Source organism: Agrobacterium sp. V1, from assembly GCF_030518355.1.
Lineage (GTDB): Bacteria > Pseudomonadota > Alphaproteobacteria > Rhizobiales > Rhizobiaceae > Agrobacterium > Agrobacterium cucumeris.
Genome location: NZ_JAULSF010000001.1, coordinates 1,941,012 through 1,961,641, shown reverse-complemented (window position 1 = coordinate 1,961,641; position 20,630 = coordinate 1,941,012). Strand labels below are relative to the sequence as shown.

The 20,630-nt window shown below is 59.7% G+C and carries 23 protein-coding genes; 15 read left to right on the top strand and 8 right to left on the bottom strand.

The genetic code is table 11. From position 1 onward, the window contains the following. Positions 1 to 102 precede the first annotated feature (102 nt). The gene (locus QSV77_RS09590; protein WP_046797913.1) at positions 103 to 426 is read left to right on the top strand and encodes a helix-turn-helix transcriptional regulator; all 324 of its coding nucleotides are present in this window, start codon (positions 103 to 105) and stop codon (positions 424 to 426) included. Between the two features lie 138 nt (positions 427 to 564). Here QSV77_RS09590 and QSV77_RS09585 read toward each other — a convergent pair whose 3' ends face one another. Beyond that, complete coding sequence (locus QSV77_RS09585; protein ID WP_302733272.1) at positions 565 to 1,740, bottom strand: DUF3095 domain-containing protein; 1,176 nt, start codon at positions 1,738 to 1,740, stop codon at positions 565 to 567. 286 nt (positions 1,741 to 2,026) lie between these two features. Here QSV77_RS09585 and QSV77_RS09580 point away from each other — a divergent pair, with 286 nt between their 5' ends. The 4 genes from QSV77_RS09580 to queF all read left to right on the top strand — a co-directional run bounded on the left by QSV77_RS09580 (position 2,027) and on the right by queF (position 5,143). Next, on the top strand, positions 2,027 to 3,133 hold the full coding sequence (locus QSV77_RS09580; RefSeq protein ID WP_142840413.1) for a branched-chain amino acid ABC transporter substrate-binding protein: 1,107 nt from the start codon (positions 2,027 to 2,029) through the stop codon (positions 3,131 to 3,133). A 68-nt stretch (positions 3,134 to 3,201) separates the two neighbouring features. After that, entirely contained in the window at positions 3,202 to 3,603 is a 402-nt protein-coding gene (locus tag QSV77_RS09575) for a glyoxalase superfamily protein (protein ID WP_302733269.1), read from the top strand. 155 nt (positions 3,604 to 3,758) lie between these two features. Then, positions 3,759 to 4,661, top strand: coding sequence for a cation diffusion facilitator family transporter (locus tag QSV77_RS09570; protein ID WP_302733915.1), 903 nt, complete (start codon positions 3,759 to 3,761; stop codon positions 4,659 to 4,661). A gap of 17 nt (positions 4,662 to 4,678) precedes the next feature. Further along, complete coding sequence (queF, locus tag QSV77_RS09565; protein ID WP_142840411.1) at positions 4,679 to 5,143, top strand: preQ(1) synthase; 465 nt, start codon at positions 4,679 to 4,681, stop codon at positions 5,141 to 5,143. Positions 5,144 to 5,168: 25 nt separating this feature from the next. Here queF and QSV77_RS09560 read toward each other — a convergent pair whose 3' ends face one another. Further along, the gene (locus QSV77_RS09560; protein WP_302733268.1) at positions 5,169 to 5,924 is read right to left on the bottom strand and encodes a DUF2076 domain-containing protein; all 756 of its coding nucleotides are present in this window, start codon (positions 5,922 to 5,924) and stop codon (positions 5,169 to 5,171) included. A gap of 100 nt (positions 5,925 to 6,024) precedes the next feature. Next, entirely contained in the window at positions 6,025 to 6,615 is a 591-nt protein-coding gene (locus QSV77_RS09555; RefSeq protein WP_302733267.1) for a HupE/UreJ family protein, read from the bottom strand. Between the two features lie 232 nt (positions 6,616 to 6,847). Between QSV77_RS09555 and QSV77_RS09550 the strand changes: the two genes are divergently transcribed. After that, on the top strand, positions 6,848 to 7,429 hold the full coding sequence (locus QSV77_RS09550) for an ATP-dependent Clp protease proteolytic subunit (RefSeq protein WP_142840408.1): 582 nt from the start codon (positions 6,848 to 6,850) through the stop codon (positions 7,427 to 7,429). A gap of 172 nt (positions 7,430 to 7,601) precedes the next feature. On the opposite strand, the gene QSV77_RS09545 is transcribed toward QSV77_RS09550, so the two are convergent. Continuing rightward, entirely contained in the window at positions 7,602 to 7,859 is a 258-nt protein-coding gene (locus QSV77_RS09545; RefSeq protein WP_302733266.1) for a pentapeptide MXKDX repeat protein, read from the bottom strand. A 219-nt stretch (positions 7,860 to 8,078) separates the two neighbouring features. Between QSV77_RS09545 and QSV77_RS09540 the strand changes: the two genes are divergently transcribed. Together QSV77_RS09540 and QSV77_RS09535 are read left to right on the top strand one after the other, a co-directional pair. Further along, positions 8,079 to 8,594, top strand: a complete 516-nt coding sequence (locus QSV77_RS09540; RefSeq protein WP_302733914.1) for a sigma-70 family RNA polymerase sigma factor — start codon at positions 8,079 to 8,081, stop codon at positions 8,592 to 8,594. Then, positions 8,591 to 9,235 carry an NrsF family protein gene (locus tag QSV77_RS09535; protein ID WP_271362252.1) on the top strand — a complete coding sequence of 215 codons (645 nt, stop codon included), beginning with the start codon at positions 8,591 to 8,593 and terminating at the stop codon, positions 9,233 to 9,235. Before QSV77_RS09540 ends, QSV77_RS09535 begins: the two co-directional genes overlap by 4 nt. A gap of 63 nt (positions 9,236 to 9,298) precedes the next feature. Here QSV77_RS09535 and QSV77_RS09530 read toward each other — a convergent pair whose 3' ends face one another. Further along, entirely contained in the window at positions 9,299 to 10,372 is a 1,074-nt protein-coding gene (locus tag QSV77_RS09530; RefSeq protein WP_302733265.1) for an esterase-like activity of phytase family protein, read from the bottom strand. 281 nt (positions 10,373 to 10,653) lie between these two features. On the opposite strand from QSV77_RS09530, the gene QSV77_RS09525 reads away from it, so the two are divergent. From QSV77_RS09525 to leuA, 4 genes are all read left to right on the top strand, one after another. Further along, positions 10,654 to 11,832, top strand: coding sequence for a benzoate/H(+) symporter BenE family transporter (locus QSV77_RS09525; protein WP_302733264.1), 1,179 nt, complete (start codon positions 10,654 to 10,656; stop codon positions 11,830 to 11,832). Between the two features lie 34 nt (positions 11,833 to 11,866). Next, a complete protein-coding gene (locus QSV77_RS09520; protein ID WP_302733263.1) occupies positions 11,867 to 12,136 on the top strand; it encodes a BrnT family toxin in 270 nt (89 codons plus the stop codon). Continuing rightward, a complete protein-coding gene (locus QSV77_RS09515; RefSeq protein WP_302733262.1) occupies positions 12,117 to 12,353 on the top strand; it encodes a CopG family transcriptional regulator in 237 nt (78 codons plus the stop codon). Before QSV77_RS09520 ends, QSV77_RS09515 begins: the two co-directional genes overlap by 20 nt. Positions 12,354 to 12,672: 319 nt before the next feature. Beyond that, positions 12,673 to 14,382: a 2-isopropylmalate synthase gene (leuA, locus tag QSV77_RS09510; RefSeq protein WP_302733261.1), complete on the top strand. Its 1,710-nt coding sequence runs from the start codon at positions 12,673 to 12,675 to the stop codon at positions 14,380 to 14,382. 208 nt (positions 14,383 to 14,590) lie between these two features. Here leuA and QSV77_RS09505 read toward each other — a convergent pair whose 3' ends face one another. After that, complete coding sequence (locus QSV77_RS09505) at positions 14,591 to 15,541, bottom strand: metallophosphoesterase (protein WP_142840400.1); 951 nt, start codon at positions 15,539 to 15,541, stop codon at positions 14,591 to 14,593. Between the two features lie 66 nt (positions 15,542 to 15,607). Here QSV77_RS09505 and QSV77_RS09500 point away from each other — a divergent pair, with 66 nt between their 5' ends. After that, positions 15,608 to 16,099: an NUDIX domain-containing protein gene (locus QSV77_RS09500; RefSeq protein ID WP_302733260.1), complete on the top strand. Its 492-nt coding sequence runs from the start codon at positions 15,608 to 15,610 to the stop codon at positions 16,097 to 16,099. A gap of 17 nt (positions 16,100 to 16,116) precedes the next feature. On the opposite strand, the gene QSV77_RS09495 is transcribed toward QSV77_RS09500, so the two are convergent. Then, entirely contained in the window at positions 16,117 to 17,109 is a 993-nt protein-coding gene (locus QSV77_RS09495) for a glutathione S-transferase family protein (protein WP_302733259.1), read from the bottom strand. A 296-nt stretch (positions 17,110 to 17,405) separates the two neighbouring features. On the opposite strand from QSV77_RS09495, the gene QSV77_RS09490 reads away from it, so the two are divergent. Together QSV77_RS09490 and QSV77_RS09485 are read left to right on the top strand one after the other, a co-directional pair. Beyond that, a complete protein-coding gene (locus QSV77_RS09490) occupies positions 17,406 to 17,975 on the top strand; it encodes a GNAT family N-acetyltransferase (protein WP_142840397.1) in 570 nt (189 codons plus the stop codon). Between the two features lie 289 nt (positions 17,976 to 18,264). Beyond that, entirely contained in the window at positions 18,265 to 19,578 is a 1,314-nt protein-coding gene (locus QSV77_RS09485) for an MFS transporter (RefSeq protein ID WP_302733258.1), read from the top strand. Positions 19,579 to 19,635: 57 nt separating this feature from the next. On the opposite strand, the gene QSV77_RS09480 is transcribed toward QSV77_RS09485, so the two are convergent. After that, entirely contained in the window at positions 19,636 to 20,601 is a 966-nt protein-coding gene (locus QSV77_RS09480; protein ID WP_302733257.1) for an MBL fold metallo-hydrolase, read from the bottom strand. Positions 20,602 to 20,630: the final 29 nt, after the last annotated feature.

Genomic DNA, 20,630 nt, shown 5'->3' with positions numbered 1-20,630 from the left:
AGGTATATACAACGTATCCGCCGAATTATAAAAACTTCTTTTGGAACACCTATTATAGCCACCATGACGGTCTTTCCGACTGTCATCAGGAGACTTGAGCGTATGGATAACCAATCTCTGTCGGAACATAGCATCGCCGCTGCAGACTTGCTCTCAGCGATGGCGAATCCCAAGCGCCTGATGATCTTATGCACGCTGGTGGATACGGAAGTGCCGGTCGGTGTTCTCGCTTCGCAGGTTGGTCTCAGCCAGTCCGCTCTTTCGCAGCATCTTTCCAAATTGCGTGCGCAACGGCTGGTCAAGACACGACGGGATGCGCAGACCATCTATTATTCCAGCAACTCCGAATCCGTCAAAAAAATCCTCGCCTCCCTCGAGGAAATTTATTGCCAGGTGCAGAAGAGCAGCAGCAAGACCGCCGCTTGATCCCACGGCCATTTTCAGGCCTTCGCGGCAACATATCCGTTGAAACCGGCGCACGACGCCGGTTTTTCGTTTTCAGGTCCTGCGTCTGTATCGGAGGGCCGTCAGGCTGAAGAAGTGCGACTCTCACACCGACGGGTCTCAAGGGGATAGCGCCGCCTGCATCTGTTGTTTAAGGCGGCTTGACGCTGCCGCATATCCGCCGTCCGCACCGTCGACGAAATGCATGTGATCCCGCGAAAGCGGCGAGGGCACGATACAGGTCATCAGGGCGGCCTCCTGTTCGTGCAGGCCAAAATAACAGGTTCCAGACAGGCGGGCCTGTTCCAGCCGGGCATGGATTTTTTCGAGCCGCGCGGCGTCTATGTCCACCGTCATCTTCAGGCCGTCATCGAATTTCCTGAAATCGGTGTTGCTGGCCACCGAGCGCCGGTAACGCTCCGCATTGAACCGCCCGAGTGACACCCCGGTCAGGCCGAGAAGATTGACGAGCAGGCTTTCGCCGAGGATGCGCAGCGAACGGCGCTTCTGCCCCCATCCATCGTGATAGGCAGCGCCAGCCTTCGCTTCGAGACCGAGACCTTCTCCGACAAAACCGAGTTTCGGTCCATCCTCCGGCACGGGGTGGCCATGTCTGGCATCCTGGGCGGCCAGATCAACGAGATCGACGACCAGTTGCCGGAAGGCGGGCATATCCCGCGACGGTCCCGGCACGGCGATGATCGACACCACCTTGCCATGGGTGGCCGGAATGGGGTTCCAGCGGCATGAGAGGCCCGTGAGGTCCGGCCGCTCACCCGCTGCGGCGGCTGGCAGGGTATATTGCCCGGCCTTCATCTGCGCTTCCGCCCAGCTGTTGCCGCCGCCCGAAAACATCGCATAGGAAACATCTTCGCTTGCCTGAAAGCGCGCGACCCTGACATCGAAGCCGTTTGTGCGGATGTCTTCGATCGGCACCAGCGCAACCCGCATCGAAAGGTCAAGGTCGTCCTTCACCCAGCGCTGAACGTTCGAAAGGGCGATGCCCGCAAGGGGCAGCCCATTTGCCGGCACGGCGACGGCAGCGCCATCGCCACCGAAGACGAAGGGCAGGTCATGGCGGCCAAGACTGTTCGAGACGCCTGATATGACCGCCGCGCCCGCCATGTTGACGGACTTGTACCTGCCGGCGCCGATCGCGGCCGTCGAATCGACGATATCGGCGATGGCCAGTCCCCATCCCGGCGGCAGGGCGCGATAAAGCGCCGGGTCTGCCACGTCCTCAAAATGCCGGAAGACGGGAAGGCCCGTCAGAAATGCGTCATCTGCTGCGATCATGCCGGTATTATCCACTTCTGGCAGCCAAACGCCAAGGGTTTACGAAGGGTCGATTATAGGTTCTGATGGCGCAATCATGACGGGCGGGGCGATTGATTTACAGGTAATAGACCTTATCCAACAAAGGTGACTTGCATAAATCATCAAACCTTCCGTATGAGTTGAGATTGAAGGCTCGGAATTCAAACATGGAACGAGTTTTCGCCGGGAGGCGTCCGATAAGTTTCATTCGGTCAACGCCCATGGCGCTCACCGGGTCCGCGACCCCTTTTAAGGAGACACCAGGATGAAACTGAAGACATTGACCAGCGTGACGCTTGCCGCGTCCTTCGCATTCGCACCCCTTGCCCATGCCGAAATCGTCATCGGCCTGATTGCGCCGCTCACCGGTCCCGTCGCCGCCTATGGCGACCAGGTCAAGAACGGCGCGCAGACGGCAGTCAATGAAATCAACAAAAAGGGCGGCATCCTCGGCGAACAGGTCGTGCTGAAGCTGGCCGACGATGGCGGCGAGCCGAAGCAGGGCGTTTCCGCGGCCAACCAGCTTGTTGCCGAAGGCATTCATTTCGTCGTCGGTCCGGTGACGTCTGGCGTCGCCATTCCGGCATCGGATGTCTTTGCCGAAAACGGCGTGCTGATGATCACCCCCACGGCAACTGCGCCGGGCCTGACCAACCGTGGCCTTTCCAACGTCTTCCGTACCTGCGGTCGTGACGACCAGCAGGCCGAGGTTGCGGCGAAATACGTTCTCGCCAACCTCAAGGACAAGAAGATCGCCATCATTCACGACAAGGGCGCTTACGGTAAAGGTCTTGCGGATGCCTTCAAGGCAACGCTGAATGCCGGTGGCGTGACCGAAGTTCTCTATGATGCCCTGACACCCGGCGAAAAGGATCTCGGCGCGCTGACAGCCCGTCTGAAGTCCGACAATGCCGATGTCGTCTATTTCGGCGGTTACCACCCGGAAGCCGGTCTTCTGGTGCGCCAGCTGAAGGACATCGGCTCCAAGGCTGCCGTTATCGGCGGCGACGGCCTGTCGAACAGCGAGTTCTGGAACATCGGTTCGCAGGCTGGCGAAGGCACCATCTTCACCAACGCCTCTGACGCGCTGAAGAACGACGACTCCAAGGCCGCAGCCGAAGCGCTGAAGGCTGCCAACATTCCGGCGGAAGCCTTCACCCTCAATGCCTACGCTGCCGTTGAAGTGCTGAAGGCCGGCATCGAGAAGGCTGGAAGCGCCAAGGATGCCGAAGCGGTTGTCACGGCTCTGAAGAGCGGTGATGCTTTCGCCACGGCAATCGGCAAGGTCACCTATGGCGAGAATGGCGACCTGACGTCGCAGACCTTCTCGCTCTTCAAGTGGCAGGACGGCAAGATCGTCGCAGCCGAATAAGCTGACGATACCGGCCGCACCTGTTGCGGCCGGTATTTTTTCATGGCCTTAAAAACGGGAAAGTGCGCATGCGCGACGCCGAAAAGCACAGCCTTTCAGAAATCGGTTTCGAGCGGACGTTCCCGATCGTCAGGATTTTCGACGAGGCCAAGGCCCGTGAATTTTATGTCGATTTTCTCGGTTTCGAGATCGACTGGGAACATCGCTTCGGTGACAATTTCCCGCTCTATATGCAGGTATCGCGCGCCGGAATGGGGCTGCACCTCAGCGGCCATCACGGCGATGCGACGCCGGGCTCCAACATCTTTGTCACCATGCGCGGCGTTCACGCCTATCAGCAGGAGCTGGCGGCGCATGGCTATCGCTTCATGAAGCCGGGCGTCGAAGAACTGCCCTGGGGCGATGTGATGGAAGTCACCGATCCCTTCGGCAACCGCATCCGTTTCTGCGAACAGAAAAGCGACGACTGAGGTCTTTGATGCGACCTTGAGGCTCTTGACCTTGCCTGCGGTTTGAACGATAGAAAACCCCAATAGCGAACCGCGCGCACGGAGACCCCGTGCGCGCGGTTCGTGCGTTTTGGCAGTCGGTCATGCAATTCGTTCGCATCCGCACGGGGGCAAAAATGAACAGTGAAGGCAATGCACTGGTAAGGAAGCTCGCATTCTGGGGCATTCCACTTTCTTTCGGCGTGCTGGGCCTCAAGCTTCTGGCATGGTGGGTCACGGGGTCCGTCGCGCTTCTGTCTGATGGTCTGGAATCGACCGTCAACGTGGTTGCGGCCTTCATCGCCTATTTCGTCATTCGTTATGCGCAGAAGCCCGCCGATGACGACCATCAGTTCGGCCACCACAAGGCGGAATATATTTCCGCCGTGGTGGAAGGCGTGCTGATCGTCGTTGCCGCGCTCCTGATCGTCCAGGAAGCGTGGGGCAGCCTTTTCAGTCCGAGGCTGCCGGAAGCGCCGGTTCTCGGTCTTGCCATCAACGCATTTGCAGCCGTCATCAATGCCGTCTGGGCGACGATCCTGATCCGCGTCGGTAAAAAATACGCCTCGCCGGCGCTTGCGGCTGATGGCCATCACATCATGTCCGATGTCGTGACCTCGGCGGGTGTTCTCGTCGGCCTCATTCTGGCGCTTCTGACGGGTTACGCCATCCTCGATCCGCTGCTCGCCATTCTGGTTGCCATCAACATCCTGTTCCAGGGATCGAAGGTCATCCTGCATTCGTTGGGCGGGCTGATGGACCGGGCGGTGGAGCCGGAAGAAGACGAGGCGATCAAGAAGGCGATTGCCGAACATTCCGGCGGCGTGATGGGGGTGCATGACCTGAGAACCCGCCGTGCCGGTTCGGCGGCTTTTATCGATTTCCACGTGGTTGTTCCCGCCACGATGACGGTGCGGGAGGCGCATGATATTTGCGACCGCCTTGAAGATGCCATAAGGGAGGTCATACCGGGCGCCAGCCTTGCCATTCACGTCGAGCCTGAGGGCGAAAAGGCGCATGGCGTCAAAGTCATTGTATGAGTAGTCAGGAGTTTTCCATGTCCGTGACGGATGTTTCCGGCCTGTCGCAGCTGGGCACGAAGGTCGATACGCCCGAGAGCCCGGAAAAGGCCATTCTCGAGAAAGTGCCGAACGGCAATGCCGGCACTGATTACGTGGTGCGGTTCACCGCGCCCGAATTCACCTCGCTTTGCCCGATGACCGGCCAGCCGGACTTCGCCCATATCGTCATCGATTATATTCCGGGTGATTTCCTGGTGGAATCGAAGTCGCTGAAGCTGTTCCTGCAGTCCTTCCGCAACCATGGCGCATTCCACGAGGATTGCTCGGTCTATATCGCCAAGCGTCTGGTGGAACTGCTGCAGCCGAAATGGCTGAGGATCGGGGCTTACTGGTATCCGCGGGGCGGCATTCCGATCGACGTCTTCTGGCAGACCGGAGCTGCGCCCGAAGGCGTGTGGCTGCCGGATCAGGGTGTCCCGACCTATCGCGGTCGGGGCTGATCCGGCTGTTTACAGGCATGAAGGTTCAGGCGAACGACCCGTCGTCGCCTGAATCGGAATCCATATCGTCGGCGCTGTCGTCATAATCGGCCTGCTGGATATTATCGTCATCGTCGTCGTTATTTTGCTGGTTCGCGCTGTCGCCGTAATAATTGTTGACGACGGTTTCTTCGACAGGGGCATTACCTGCGACATTACCGCCGCCGAAGGGTGAACCCAGCCCCAGCGACGACATATGGCTGCCGAAAATGCCGCTCAACGAATTGGCAAGCAGCATGCCGCCCGCGACGCCGGCGGCGGTGCCAAGCGCACCCTGCAGAAAGCCACCACCTGAACGTCCGACGGCATTGGGCTGCTGGCTCCAGGGGCCGCCGGGTTGCTGCTGACCGGCCGGCGATCCCCAGGGTCCAGCCGTCTGGCCGGCGGTATCATTGCGCCATGAGGTTGGGGCAGCAGCCGGGGCTGGCGTGGGTGCGGGTGGCTGCGGCTGGCCCGTGCCGAATATCGAGCTGAGGAACCCGCCCTGCGCGGCGGCCTGCGGGGCGTTGTTACCGCTTTCCAGCGCATGGATGCGGTCTTCGAGCTGCCTGATATGGGCTGCTGCCGCTTCCAGCCCTTTTTCCTGAACGATCACCGCCTGGGCGAGATAATAGGGGGCTGCGGGCTGATCGCGCACGGCGTCTGCGATCAATGTTTCCGCCTCGCGGTCACGCGGGGTGGCGGATGCGGTTTTGGTCCTGTCGAACAGACCCTTGAGAAGCTGGCTTTCTTCCGGTGACATATGCTGCCTCCTTACCGTGAAGCGTAAATCCACGATAAGGAGGTAGGCCTCAATTCAGGCTTTTCAAAGCGGCCCGAATTTTAAATTTCGGTAATGATCGTCAGCCGCCGAGGGCAAGCGACAGGCCGGCGATTGCCGTCAGCGCGCCGATGGTGCGGCTTGCCGCCGAGCCGAAACGGGCAATGCCAAGGCCGAGCGCGATGCCGGCCAGATGCAGCAGCGCGGTGGCGATCATGAAGCCCAGGCCGAATTGCCACGCGCCTGCACTGCCCAGTTCACCACCATGGGCATAGCCGTGGAAAAGCGCGAAAGCCCCGACAACCGCTGCCGCCCCTGCCGCGGGAAGCTTTGCCGCTGCGGCTACCAGCAGGCCGAGACCAATGACGGAGGCGAGGATGGCGGGTTCGACGAAGGGAAGACCGATACCGTAAACCGCCATCAGAAACCCGACGGCCATGGTGCCGACAAAGGCGGACGGCACGATCCACAAGGCTTTTCGGTCACTGTTCGCGGCGGCGATCTGCGAGGCCCATATGCCGACGGCCACCATTGCCAGAATATGGTCCGCGCCAAAGAACGGGTGGGAAACGCCGGCCATGAAGGAGCCGTGTTCTTCCGGGTTCAAATGGGCAAAGGCGGGCAGGGCGGTAACGCCGAGCGCGGCAGCGGCAAGGCCTAATCTTTTCAGCATGTTTCCCTCTTTCGATTGTTGCCGCCGGTCCGGATCCTGGGCTTCCGGTATGGGCAGCGCTGCAATGAGGGGCCGACGATATCGTGAACGCAAAGAAGCTGTCCATGCGTCATCTGCCGGGGGTACTGTTTATTGTTCAGGCGCGAACCTTGTCTTTTTCGCTCATTGCCTTACGTAACAAGTCGCACTATGTCCGAAGGGCATGCAAGAATTACGCTGGAGAGAGCCGTTGATGAACGAAGACGAAGACGACAAGAGCAAGGAACTGCCGATCGGCAAGGAAACGGAAGCGAATCTTTTCAAGTCGCGTTCGATCTTCATCTATGGTGGCATCACGCAGGAACTGGCGCAGAAGGTCTGCACGCAGCTGGTCGCGCTTGCCGCCGCCAGTGACGACGACATTCGCGTTTACGTCAATTCGCCGGGCGGTCACGTGGAATCAGGTGATTCCATCCATGACATGATCAAGTTCATCAAGCCGAAGGTCTATATCATCGGCACGGGCTGGGTCGCTTCCGCCGGCGCGCTGATCTATGTTTCGGTACCGAAGGAACGTCGTCTTTGCCTGCCGAACACCCGCTTCCTGCTGCACCAACCCTCCGGCGGTACGCGTGGCATGGCATCCGACATCGAAATCCAGGCCCGCGAAATCATCAAGATGAACCAGCGCCTGATCAAGATCTTCTCCAAGGCCACCGGCCAGAGCGAAGAAAAGATCGCCAAGGATATCGATCGCGATTACTGGCTGAGCGCGGATGACGCCAAGGATTACGGCCTCGTCGGCAAGATCGTCGAGAGCCAGTCGGAACTCTGAGTTTCTGATTATCTGTTGAAAAAGCCCGTGCCGGTGAAAACCGGCGCGGGCTTTTTCCGTTCAGGCTAGGGCATCTCCAGTAAAGCGGGATCGCTTTTGCCTCAGGACAATGGGTAACAACAAAGCGACAGAGTGTTTTCGCGTTTCGGAGAAAAGCGGAAATGCCCGGGTGTCATTTCATGGCGTCACAGGCCTTCATCATGTCGGCCTTCTTCATCTTGTCCATTTCCATGCCAGCCTTGTGCATGCAGTCCTTCTTGCCTGTCATGGACATGCCGTCTTTTTTCATCGTCTCCATTTTCATCTTGTCGCCGTGCATGGCATCCTTCTTCATCGTGTCGGTTTTCATGCTGTCGGCATGGGCGATGCCTGCGAAAGACAGGGCGGACAGCATGGAAGCGACGGCAATGGTGCCAAAAATCCGGGTCATGAAAGGTCTCCTCTGGACGTCATTTTATGTCCGCCGGCGTTGTGCCGGGGGCTCACGACTGTCCATTCGGTCGGAAACGGCCCATCGTTACAGCTTCACGTGCTTGTGAGAGCATATTCGGGCGAGATTATTTTTAAGCCATTATGTAACAATATCCTGCGGACTGCGAATAACCCGATAGTGACGATGACAGGCAGCCTTTCGGAAGAAACATTAAAGATACTGATGCTGCGTTCCCTTGACGGGGACGATAGCGCCTACAGGCATTTGCTCCACGCCTTGCGCCGGCTGCTTATTGCCTATTATGGGCGGCGCATGGCCTCCACTTCCAGAGGCGATGTGGAGGATCTTGTACAGGAAACCCTGTTGTCGCTTCACGCCAAACGGGGGACCTATGATCGTGCGCGACCTTTCACGGCCTGGTTTTTTTCGATCGCGCGCTACAAGCTCATCGACCACTATCGCGGCAGGGGTGGGCGCATGCTGGCGGAAGTGGAGCTCGATGAGACGCTGGAGGCCGAGCCAACCATCGATGCGGTGACGGCACGCATGGATGTGGAGCGGCTGCTCGACGACTTGCCGGAACGGCAACGCGACCTCATTCGCAATGTGAAGCTTGAGGGACAGTCGATTGCCGAAGCGGCAAAAAATTCCGGCCAGACCGAGCTTGCGGCAAGGGTCGGCATTCACAGGACGCTGAAAGTCCTGGCGGCGAAATTGCGGGGAGATTCGTGAGAAAGACGGACGACATCATTGACCAACTGGCGGGTGACCTCAGGCCCGTGCCCGCTTTCGCGATGGAGCGCAGGCTTGCGCTTGCGGTCTTGCCCGCGCTTGGCATTTCGCTGTTGCTGATGCTCGTCATTCTCGGGCTGCGCGTCGATATGGACGATGCTTTCACCGAACTGGGTTTCTGGATCAAGTCTGCCTATAACGCCCTGCTGGCCGTGGCTGCATTTGTCGCCGTCAGACGACTTGCCAGCCCCGATGGGGACAGCGGCTTTTTCTTCGTTTGGCTTGCGCTGATTTTCGTCGCGATGGTGGCGATAGCGCTTGTCCAGCTCGGTTTTGCCGTGCCGGGTAGTTATCGCGCCCTTATTCTGGGGCGGTCGGCGCTGCATTGCCCGTTTCTGATTGCGGCTTTTTCGCTTCCCGTCTTTTTGGCGAATTTCGCCGTTCTCAAACGCGCCGCTCCGGCTGACCCGACGCTTGCCGGTTTTGTCGGTGGCCTTGCCGCGGGTGCGGCCGGAGCCTGGGTCTATTCCTGGTTCTGCACCGAAAACGGCATGGCATTCGTGCTGATCTGGTATTCGCTCGGCATTCTCATGATGGGCCTGATCGGTGCCTTTGCGGGTTCCCGTTTTCTGCGCTGGTGAAAGGCGCTGCTCTTGCCGGCTCCGAACGTGGTCCGGAGCCGGTGTCTCATGTCGTCACGGATTTCACTGACCCAGATTGGCGGGAATTGCGAAGGCCGCGAACTGGCTGAACTGCTTGCCCGGATTGAAATTGTCGTCCGAGGCGATGAAGAAAAGCTGCTTGCCGTCTACCACCGGTCCGAATGCGAAGCTTTCGATATTGTCGATGTCGAGACCGAAATCGCCTTCGTTGATCTCGAACCACGGGGTTTTCGATACGGCGCGCACATTCGCCGCCTCTATCTTGTCCTTGCCGAGGATGTTTTCCGCGCCGGACAGGTCAGCAATGAAAAAGCGGATATGGTTGCCGACGCCAGAAGCGAAATTGCGCTCCACCGTAACAAACCGGCCATCCGGCATGGCGGCAATGGCGGAGAGACCATTGTCGTTATATTTCGGCTCGGCGGCTGTCGGGGTCTTCGAGATCGCCTCGGTGACATAGACATGTTCGGCAACCGGCTGCAGTGTCGCCGTGTCGATGACGAGAATGCGGGACGGGCTGCCGGCCTGCGGGGTGGCCTTCTGGCCATCCTGGGTCAGCGCGTTTTCCGTGGCGGCGATGAGCTTGCCGGATGTCAGCGTCAGACCTTCAAAGCCGAGATTGTTCTGCACGCCTCTCGTCTTTGCATCATTGACGAGATAGGCCTCTGGCAGTTCCAGCCGCCTTACATCGCCGCCATCGAGGTTCGAGACATAGATCGCCGGCTGGTTTTTCAGGTCGCGTTCGGAGGACCAGTAGAGCTTGCCGGCCTTGCGGTCGAGCGCGATGCCTTCGGCGTCGATGCCCTTCAGCGCAAAGGCTGCGCCGGTCTCGTCCTTCAATTCGCGGGTGGCCGCGATGTTCAGCGTGACGGCCCCTTCCGTCACGGCCAGTTCCAGTTCGTAATAACGGGCAGGGCCTTTTTCGACGCGGTCATCGGAAATGGCCAGATAACGGCCGGTTTCGCTATCAAACGTCAGATCGGAAATGCCGCCGAAAGCAATGCCATTGATGGAGAGGCCGGAGGGCACGACGATCTGGCCGAGAAAGGCTGGCGGTGGCGGGGTCTGTGCGGCGGCCGGAAGGGCCACAAGGCAGAAAGCGGCGATGCGAAACATGGAGGCGATCCTTCTTGTGGCGGCTGCCCTGTTGGGATGGATGCCGCGAGGATTAGCGCCCTGCCGCTAAACTTTGATGACGTTTTCCGTATCTCCGTACCTGAAGTCCGGCGGCTCATCTTGCCAAGCCTTGTCTTTTTTGATCCTGAATATAGTCATGCTTCATCCAAAGCGTGTCGCGCTGTCCGGATTCGCGCCCTACGCTTCAAATTTTGTTCCTGCCTGTCGCCCCGCCGTCCGTTGCGGTTCTTGCGACTGGCAGCAGGCCCGCAGAGTGCTTCATGCTGAAAGATTTTTCCGTCCAGAGCCTGTTCATGGGATGCCTTACCGCCTTTGTCGGTTTTGCCAGCTCCTTTGCCGTCGTGTTGCAGGGCCTGAAAGCCGTCGGCGCGACGGATTTCGAGGCGGCCTCCGGGCTGATGGCGCTTTCGGTGGCGATGGGGCTTTGCGCCATCGTTCTTTCCGTCACCACCCGGCTGCCGGTCAGCATTGCCTGGTCGACGCCGGGCGCGGCCCTTCTGGCAACCACCGGGGTGATCGAGGGCGGATTTCCGGCGGCGGTGGGCGGTTTCATCATCTGCGCCGTGCTGATCATCATCGCCGGCCTGTTCAAACCGCTCGGGCGCGCGGTCGCCTCCATTCCCGCGCCGCTCGCCAATGCCATGCTCTCAGGTGTCATCATCGGCCTGTGCTTTGCGCCGGTGAAGGCGATCGGCTTTAACCCGGCGCTTGGTTTGCCGATCATTCTTGCCTGGATCGTGGTGGGAGCCTTCAGGCGGCTTTTCGCTGTGCCTGCCGCCCTTGCCGCCTTTGTGCTCGTCATGATCTTCGGCGTCGATATTCCGGCGGGCGCGCTTGATAGCGTGGCGCAATCGCTGACGCCTCCGATGGAGTGGGTGACGCCGGTCTTCAGCCTGCACGCCGTCGTCTCCATCGCGCTGCCGCTGTTCATCGTTACCATGGCCTCGCAGAACATTCCCGGCATCGCGGTGCTGAAGGTCAATCACTACGATCCGCAGCCTGGGCCGCTTTTCGCCACGACCGGTTTCTTCTCGCTGCTTTCCGCACCCTTCGGCGGCCATGCCGTCAATCTTGCGGCGATCACCGCGGCGATGTGCGCGGGCGAGGACGCCCATGCGGACCCCAAACGGCGCTATTGGGCAGCGATCATCGGCGGTGTCGGTTACATCATCTTCGGCCTGTTGGCCGGCGTGGTCACGGCCTTCGTGGCTCTGGCACCGCCCATCCTCATTCAGGCGGTGGCGGGGCTGGCGCTGGTCGGCGCCTTTTCCGGTTCCGCCGTCGCGGCCTTCAAGGAGCCGGAAACCCGTGAGGCAGCGGCGATCACCTTCCTCATCACGGCCTCGGGCCTTTCCTTCGGTGGTGTTTCCGGGGCCTTCTGGGGGCTGATCGGCGGCGGGCTGATGATGGCGTTGCAGCGGGTAGTGAAGCGTGGTTAGATAGGGAGCTTATTGTTTTAAGAAATATTTATTTATGGATTTCGAATTCGATCCCGCCAAAAGCGAAAGTAATAAAGACAAACATGGAATGGATTTCGTCGAGGCAAGAGCGCTTTGGCTGGACGAGAAAAGACTTGTCGCACCTCTCGAAACCACGTCGGAAGAACGGTATATTATGATTGCGCAATTGCGCGGAAAGTGCTGGAGCGCCATCTACACCTATAGAAATGACCGGATGAGGATCATTTCCGTCAGGCGTTCCAGAGACAAGGAGAAGCAGCGTTATGAAGACGATCAGCGCTGAAGATTTCGACAGGAAATTCGACGATGGCGAAGACATCGACGATTTTGTCGACTGGTCGAAGGCTAGCCGGCCCGGTAAGGAACACACTCATTTCGATCTTCCGAACGGGATTCTGCGTCAGGTGGATGCGGAGGCGGCTCGCCTTGGAACGACGCGCGAGGCCCTCATCGTCAAATGGATATCGGAAAAGCTGGAGAGTAATCAGCGAGTAAAATAGGCGGGGAAGATAACAAGATCACTTGTCAGACTGCCAGTCGCTGTTTATACACGTCGCCATGAGCAACAGCATCGCAACCATTTTCGGCATGAGCGCGCAGATTTCTGCGAAGGCCTCGCCGTGCGGTGCACTCTCGCTTCTTAGCCTCGACCTTACACGCGGTTGCCGGGTCCAGTGAGGAGCGCCCGGCGGCCGAAAGCCCGCTGGCGCAAACGCTCCTCATCTCGAAATCTCATTTTATACTGGATTTAGGCCCTCAAGGGCCGCGTATCCGCCGATGGCTTGAAGAAGCCCGCGGACTGCGCAAGGAGGAAGCGAAATGGACGGCAAGATCACCAATATTTCCAAGGGCATGAACGACGCGAGCGTGAAGTATCGCCCTTACCCGACCATCAACATCCCTGACCGCACCTGGCCGGGCAAGATCATCGACAAGGCGCCGATCTGGTGTTCGGTGGATCTGCGCGACGGCAACCAGTCGCTGGTCAACCCCATGGGCCACGACCGCAAGGCCCGCATGTTCAAGCTGCTGCTCGAAATGGGTTTCAAGGAAATCGAGATCGGTTTCCCTTCCGCCTCGCAGACGGATTTCGATTTCGCCCGCTGGTGTGTGGAAGAAGGCAATGTGCCTGACGATGTCTCCCTGCAGGTGCTGGTGCAGTGCCGCCCGGAGCTGATCACCCGCACCTTCGAGGCGCTGGAAGGCGCCAACAAGCCGATCATCCACTTCTACAATTCCACTTCGGAACTGCAGCGCCGCGTGGTGTTCGGCAAGGATGTGCACGGCATCAAGCAGATCGCCGTCGATGCGGCCAAGATGATCACTGACATGGCGGCCAAGGCCGGCGGCGGTTACCGTTTCGAATATTCGCCGGAGAGCTTTACCGGCACCGAGCTGGAAGTGGCGCTGGAAATCTGCAACGCCGTGGTCGAGGTGGTGAAGCCTACGGCCGACAACAAGCTGATCCTGAACCTGCCTTCGACGGTGGAAATGGCGACGCCGAACATCTATGCCGACCAGATCGAATGGATGTGCCGCAATATCGACAATCGCGAAAACGTCATCATCTCGCTGCACCCGCATAATGACCGTGGGACGGGCATCGCCGCGACCGAGCTGGGCCTGATGGCCGGTGCGGACCGCGTCGAAGGCACGCTGTTCGGCAATGGCGAGCGCACCGGCAATGTCGACGTCGTGACGCTGGCGCTGAACATGTATACGCAGGGTGTCGATCCGGAGCTGGATTGCCGCGATATCGAGCGCATCAAGGCGGTTTACGAATATTCCAACGAGATGACGATCCCCGAGCGCCACCCTTATGTCGGCGAACTGGTCTATACGGCCTTTTCCGGCTCGCATCAGGATGCGATCAACAAGGGCATGAAGGCGATCAAGGTCGCCAACCATTCCGTCTGGGAAGTGCCCTATCTGCCGATCGATCCGAAGGATGTCGGCCGTTCCTATGAGGCGATCATCCGCATCAACTCGCAATCCGGCAAGGGCGGCATCGCCTATATTCTGCAGCAGGATTACGGCATCAACCTGCCGCGCAACCTGCAGGTGGAGTTCCGCGAGGATATCCAGCGCATTACCGATGAAGAAGGCGTGGAACTGCCGGCCAAGCGCATCTATGAGCGCTTTATCGAGCGTTACGTGACGCAGCCGAAGGCGCGCATCAAGTTCGTCGATCACCACACCTATCCGGCCGGCGATTTCAAGGGCGTGCGTATCGTTGCCGCCGAGATCACCGACAATGGCGAGGTGAAGCGCATCGAGGGTAAGGGAACCGGTCCGATTGACGGGTTCATCAATGCGCTGTCTGTCTATCTCGGCATTGACCTGTCGGTGAATGATTATTCGGAGCATTCGCTGCAGCATGGCTCGAATGCTTCGGCCATCGCTTATGTCGAGATGGAGCATCCGGGCGGCAAGCTGTTCGGGGCGGGGGTCAATACGAATATTGTGGCGGCTTCGCTGGAGGCGATCGTTTCGGCGGCCAATCGGGTGCTGGAAGAGCGGGCGCGGTAAGTGGGCCTTGAGGGTGGGGCTTTACCCCCCTCTGTCCTGCCGGACATCTCCCCCTCAAGGGGGGAGATCGGCAGGAGGCGCCACCACCGCTCCATTCAAAAACTTTGAGATGGGCGGGACCTACCCGCGAGTCGATCTCCCCCCTTGAGGGGGAGATGTCCGGCAGGACAGAGGGGGGTGAAGCCCCCCCCCTCAAAGCCGGCGAATGCTATTCCCCCAACCGTGAAAACCCCAGCGGACGCCCGTTGTCATAAAACACCCGCACATCCTCCAGCGCCACGCCCGTCCCTGTCTCATCAAGGCTGTGCCGTTCGCAGGTAACGTTCCACGTCCCCGGCCCACCGGAAATGTGGAAGAGATTATAGGCTGCGCGCGGTTTTTCCCCACCCGGCCCCTGGCTGGCCGAGGCGATGCCGACGACCGGAATGTGGTCTTCCCCGTGATGCGTATTCAGCCAATAGACCGTGTTCAGATGCGTATGCCCATGCAGCACGAGTTCCGCCCCGCCGACGCCCAGCGCCGCTGCGAAACGGCGGATGCCGATCATGCGCTTGTGGGTGGCGGTGGCGCCGCGGATGGGCGGGTGATGGATCATCACCACGCGGAACAGCCCCTGTTCGCCAGCTTTTTTCAAAAGTTCCGCCGTGGCGCGCGCCTGCCGGTTGCCGAAGTAACCGGTGGCTGAAAAGGGCGGCGTGGCAATCGAGGTTGAGCAGCCGATCAGCGCCACGGGGCCACGCACGCGCATATAGGGAAAAATCTTGCGGTCATCGTCCCATTCCGGCGGATCGCCATCGCCGCGCACGTAAGGATACCAAGCCTGCATGGCCTTGTCGTGCGCGCCGGAAACATAGGCGTCATGATTGCCGGGAACGACGGAGGTTTTTTCGGGATCGCCCACTTCTTCCAGCCAGTCGGCGGCGGCGCGAATTTCAATGCCGGTCGCAAGATTGACGAGATCGCCGGTAATAGCCAGATGATCCGGTGACTTTGTCTCGAGATCGTCGAGCAGCTTTTCCAGCGTATCGGTGAAGAGATGCTTGCGGCGGTTGCGGTGCCAGTTAACGAAACCGGTGATACGCTTGGATGCAAGTTCCCGGAAAGTGAGTTTTGGCAGTGGCCCCAAATGGACGTCTGAAATATGCGCAAGTTTGAACATGGCGGCAGAGATAACCTATGATATGCGGCGCGTCCAATAAAAGCCTGCCGGCGGGGAGAAACCAGGGTGAATGACGAGACAACCGGGCAGAAGGCCCGTCCGTTCCACATGCGTGTCTTCATCCGCTTTCTGCATTTCATTTTTCTGCTCACACGGGGTGCCACGCTTGGCGTCCGTGCGGCCTGTTTCGATGAAAAGGGCAGGATTTTCCTGGTGCGGCACACTTATCTGCCGGGCTGGTATCTGCCGGGCGGCGGGGTGGAGCGTGGCGAGACGCTGATCGCGGCACTGCACAAGGAAATCCGCGAGGAAGGCAATCTCGAAGCGGCTTCAAAGCCTGAGCTTTTCCACGTCTATCTCAATCTGGAAGGCAGCAATCGCGATCATGTCGCGCTTTACCGGCTTGATGTCACCCAGACCCGGCCGAAAAAGCCGGATCATGAAATTGCTGAAAGCGGCTTTTTCGACCTTTCGGCTTTGCCGGAAGGGGTGACAGCCGCCACCCGCCGCCGCCTCGCCGAACTTGCCGGCGAAACGGAAATCGCCGACCACTGGTAGCGGCGGGAGGCGTTGCGTCAGGAAAGCGCCTCGCGGCCATGGGCCAAGGTCAAGTCCAGCTCCGGGCCGACGGGCACGATGCCGGTCGGGTTGATGGTGCGGTGGCTGCGGTAATAATGTTCCTTGATGTGGCGCATATCCACCGTATCTGGCACGCCCGGCGTCTGGTAGAGATCGCGCAGGTAACCCGTCAGGTGCGGATAGTCGTGGATGCGGCGGATGTTGCACTTGAAATGGCCGACATAAACCGGATCGAACCGCACCAGCGTCGTGAACAGGCGCCAGTCCGCTTCCGTCTGTTCTGAACCGAACAGGAAGCGCCGGTCCTTCAGGCGGTTCTCAAGCATATCCAGCGTTTCGAACACCTTCACGGCATTCTGTTGATAAGCATTCTGCGTGGTAGCGAAACCGGCCTTGTAGACGCCGTTATTGACCGTGTCGTAGATGACGTCGTTCAGTGCATCGATCTCGGCGCGCAGCGCCTCGGGGTAATAATCGGCTTTCGATCCGGTGAGATCGTTGAAGGCAGAGTTGAACATGCGGATGATTTCCGCGGATTCATTGGAGACGATGGTGCCCCGCTGTTTGTCCCAAAGCACCGGCACGGTCACACGCCCGGAATATTTGGGGTCCGCCCGGGTATAGACCTGCCAGAGCGTGGAGGAACCGAAAAGGTGGTCTTCCGTTGCGCCCGGTGTGCGTTCGCTCTCAGGCTTGAATTCCCAGCCGTTTTCCAGCATCAGCGGGTCGACGACGGAGACGGTGATCAGGTCCTCCAGCTTTTTCAGCCTGCGGAAAATCAGGGTCCGATGCGCCCAGGGGCAGGCGAAGGAGACGTAGAGGTGGTAGCGATCCTTCTCCGCCTTGAAACCGCCTTCTCCGGATGGGCCGGGGGCTCCATCTGCTGTAACCCAGTTGCGGAATTGCGAGGCACCGCGCTTGAAATGCCCTTTGGTTTCCTTGGTGTCGTACCAGACGTCTTTCCATACGCCTTCCACCAGCATGCCCATGACGATCTCCTTGATTGTTTCCTTGACGGCGATCCTAACCGTTCCCTGTCGTCTCGCGAACCCGCAAGGCGTTGAACAATGCGTTTCTGCTCTTGCATAGGCTGAATGAGATGGCTTCGAGATTTGTTCTGGACGGGTTTGAATTTTCCTGATAATTGCGATTTTCACAAATCTGAGGAAATTGCTGACTATGATCGAACCACGGATGCTCCGACGACGCTGACGCTCCTGAACGCCCTTACCGGCGCAGCCGTCATCTATTGTCGCATCCGCATTCTGGAAGTTTCGGTCTCTTCATGTCCAAGCACGATCTTGTCTACCTCACCGAGGACGCGTCGCACGACGCCATCATCGAAGTCATCAACGAAGAAGCTTTTGGTCCCGGCCGGCACACCCGTGCGGCAGCGCGCATCCGCGAGCAGGGGCCACATGACCGGTCTCTGTCCTTCGTCTGCGCCGATGATGGTGAGACGATTGCCTCGGTGCGCATGACGCCGGTTCTGGCCGGCGGGGTGAAGGGCCATATGCTTGGCCCGCTTGCGGTGCGGCCCTCGCACAAGAACAAGGGCATCGGCCGGGAACTGGTGCGGATCGCCATTGCGGCGGCCCGGCGGAAGGGCTCCGAAGCCGTTATCCTGATCGGTGATCCGCCCTATTACATGCCGCTCGGTTTCGAGAAGGTCGCTTATGCGGCGCTCGATTTTCCGGGTCCGGTCGACCCGAACCGGGTGCTGGTGGTGCCTGTTGGTGACGACGTGCACCAGCGGCTGAAGGGCAAGATCGGCTGGCGCAAATGCGAGGCTGCGATGCCGGCCGCTGCGGCGGACGATGAGGGTTTTGAGGAGCCTCTTCGGGTTTACGGCTGAGGGTTTTCTGCAAAGGCAGCTTTGCCTTTTCTCGCCAGTGCTTCTGTCTCCCCTCATTCCTGTGCTTGTCACAGGAATCCAGCCGACGCGCGTCTGCGCGACGCGAGGACTCTTTTCAACCCAAGGACTTGGGCTGGCTGGATCCCTGTGACAAGCACAGGGATGAGGGTCGCCTATCGTTACGCCGAGCATTTCGTTCCAACCGTGCGCGCCCTACCACAGAATTCAATTCCGTTTCCTCCCCCTATACGATAGCTAGTGAAAGTCGATTACTGCGAAGGGGCGGGGCATGACGGCGATTACCATGAACGATGCGCTGGAGCGCGCGGGCGCAGGCGCCTATCAACGGCGGCTGATGGGCATTTTCGGCCTCGTCTGGGCGGCGGATGCCATGCAGGTTCTGGCGGTTGGTTTCACCGCCGCCTCGATTGCCGCAACCTTCGGCCTGACGGTGCCGCAGGCCCTGCAGACCGGAACGGCATTCTTTTTCGGCATGTTGCTCGGTGCTGCCGGTTTCGGGCGGCTGGCGGACCGTTACGGGCGTCGTCGTGTGCTGATCGTCACCGTCGCCTGTGATGCGCTGTTCGGTGTGCTTTCGATATTTTCGCCCGATTTCACCATTCTGCTCATCCTGCGTTTTCTCACTGGCGCGGCGGTGGGCGGCACGCTGCCAGTGGATTATGCGATGATGGCCGAGTTCCTGCCTGCCAAAAATCGCGGCCGCTGGCTGGTCTTTCTCGAGGGCTTCTGGGCTGTTGGTACGCTGATCGTGGCCTTGGCTGCCTGGGGTGCAAGCCTTGCCGGCGTGGCCGATGCCTGGCGTTATATTTTCGCCGTGACGGCTTTTCCGGCCGTTCTTGGCCTCGGCCTGCGTTTTCTGGTGCCGGAATCGCCGCTTTACCTGCTGCGCAGCGGGCGATTGGACGAAGCCAAGGCCGTCGTCAACCGTATGCTGGTGACGAATGGCCGTGCGCCTCTCGATGCCGGGACGGGGCTTTTCCAGCCTGACGTGGCCAAGGGGCAGGGGATATTTTCACCAGCGCTCCGGCAGCGCAGCATCATGATCCTCACCATCTGGTTCCTCGTCTCCGTTTCCTATTACGGGGTCTTCACCTGGATGCCGGCGAAACTGGCGGGCGACGGTTTCGGCTTCGTGCGCGGTTATGGTTTTCTGGTGCTGGTGGCGCTGGCGCAGATCCCGGGTTACGCGCTTGCCGCCTATGGCGTTGAAAAATGGGGCCGCAAGCCGACGCTGATCGGCTTCTGCCTGCTCTCCGCGCTCGGTTGCCTGCTTTTCACGCTGGCGTCAGCCGGCGCGATGATCGCCGCCTCGCTTCTCATCATGAGTTTTGCGCTGCTCGGCACTTGGGGCGCGCTTTATGCCTATACGCCGGAGCTTTACCCGACGGAATCGCGGGCGACCGGCATGGGGGCTGCGGGCGCCATGGCAAGGCTTGGCGGCCTGCTGGCGCCGTCTCTGCTTGGTTATGCCATAGCGCAGGGTTTTGGCGTCGCAATCGGCATATTTGCCGGACTGCTGGTGCTGGCTGCCATTGCGGCCACGATGATCAATGCGGAAACGCGGCAGGTGGCGCTGACTTAGTTGCCGCCAAGGGTGATGGCCTGATCTGATCCACGATCAGGCCATTCTGTTCTGCGCTTACAGCGTCGTATAATTGACCGGAAGCCAGTCGTAATTGGTGCTGTCGGTGCGCACATGGCCGATGCCGGGGAAAGCGATGTGAGCGCCGGCCACCAGATATCTGCCCTCTACCGCCTGTTTGAACGCCAGATCGCGCGCCACGACGGCAGCCTTCTGGTCGACATCGAACTCGATCGCCACGTCAGGCTCATCAAACTGGAGGATATCGCCATGGGTGATATCGCCCCAGAAGACGATCTTCTGGCCGTCGCTTTCCAGAACAACAGCGCTGTGGCCGGGTGTGTGGCCGGTGTAAAGGATCGAGCCAAGACCGGAGACCGGTGCGGCATTATCGCCGAAAGTCTCGAATTTACCGGCATCGATATAGGGCTGGATGCTTTCCTTCGCTTCGGCATAACCCTTCTTCAGCGCTTCAGGGGCTGCCTTGGCCTTTGCCTCGTCAAGCCAGAAGGCGGCTTCGCGCGCATTGACCCGGAGCGTCGCATTGGCAAAGACACGCTTGCCATTCGAGGAAAGCCCGCCGGAATGGTCCGTGTGGATATGGGTGAGGACAATGTCGTCTATCTCGTCGGTTTTGTAACCGGAGGCCTCGATATTGGCGACGAGCCTGCCAAGGCTCGGACCGAGATAGGTGCCGGTGCCGGCATCGATCAGCACCAGCCTGTCTCCGGTGTTGACGAGAAATGCATTGACCGATGTCGGCGTCTCTTCCGGCAGGAAGGCATCGCGCAGCACCTTGGCGGCATGTTCCGGCGTGGTGTTGGTGTAGATTTTGGCGAGCGGCAGCGCAATGACGCCGTCCGAAAGGGCGGTGACTTCCACCTTGCCGACCATCAGCCGATAAAAGCCGGGTGCCTGTGTGGCGGCCAAAGGCGCCTTGGCGAATGCGACGGTGGGCGCCACGAAAGGGGCGGCGAAGATGGCGCTGGCGGCGCCTTTGAGAAGCGAACGACGTGATGGCATGGGTGGCTCCTGAGTTTGGGGAACGTCTT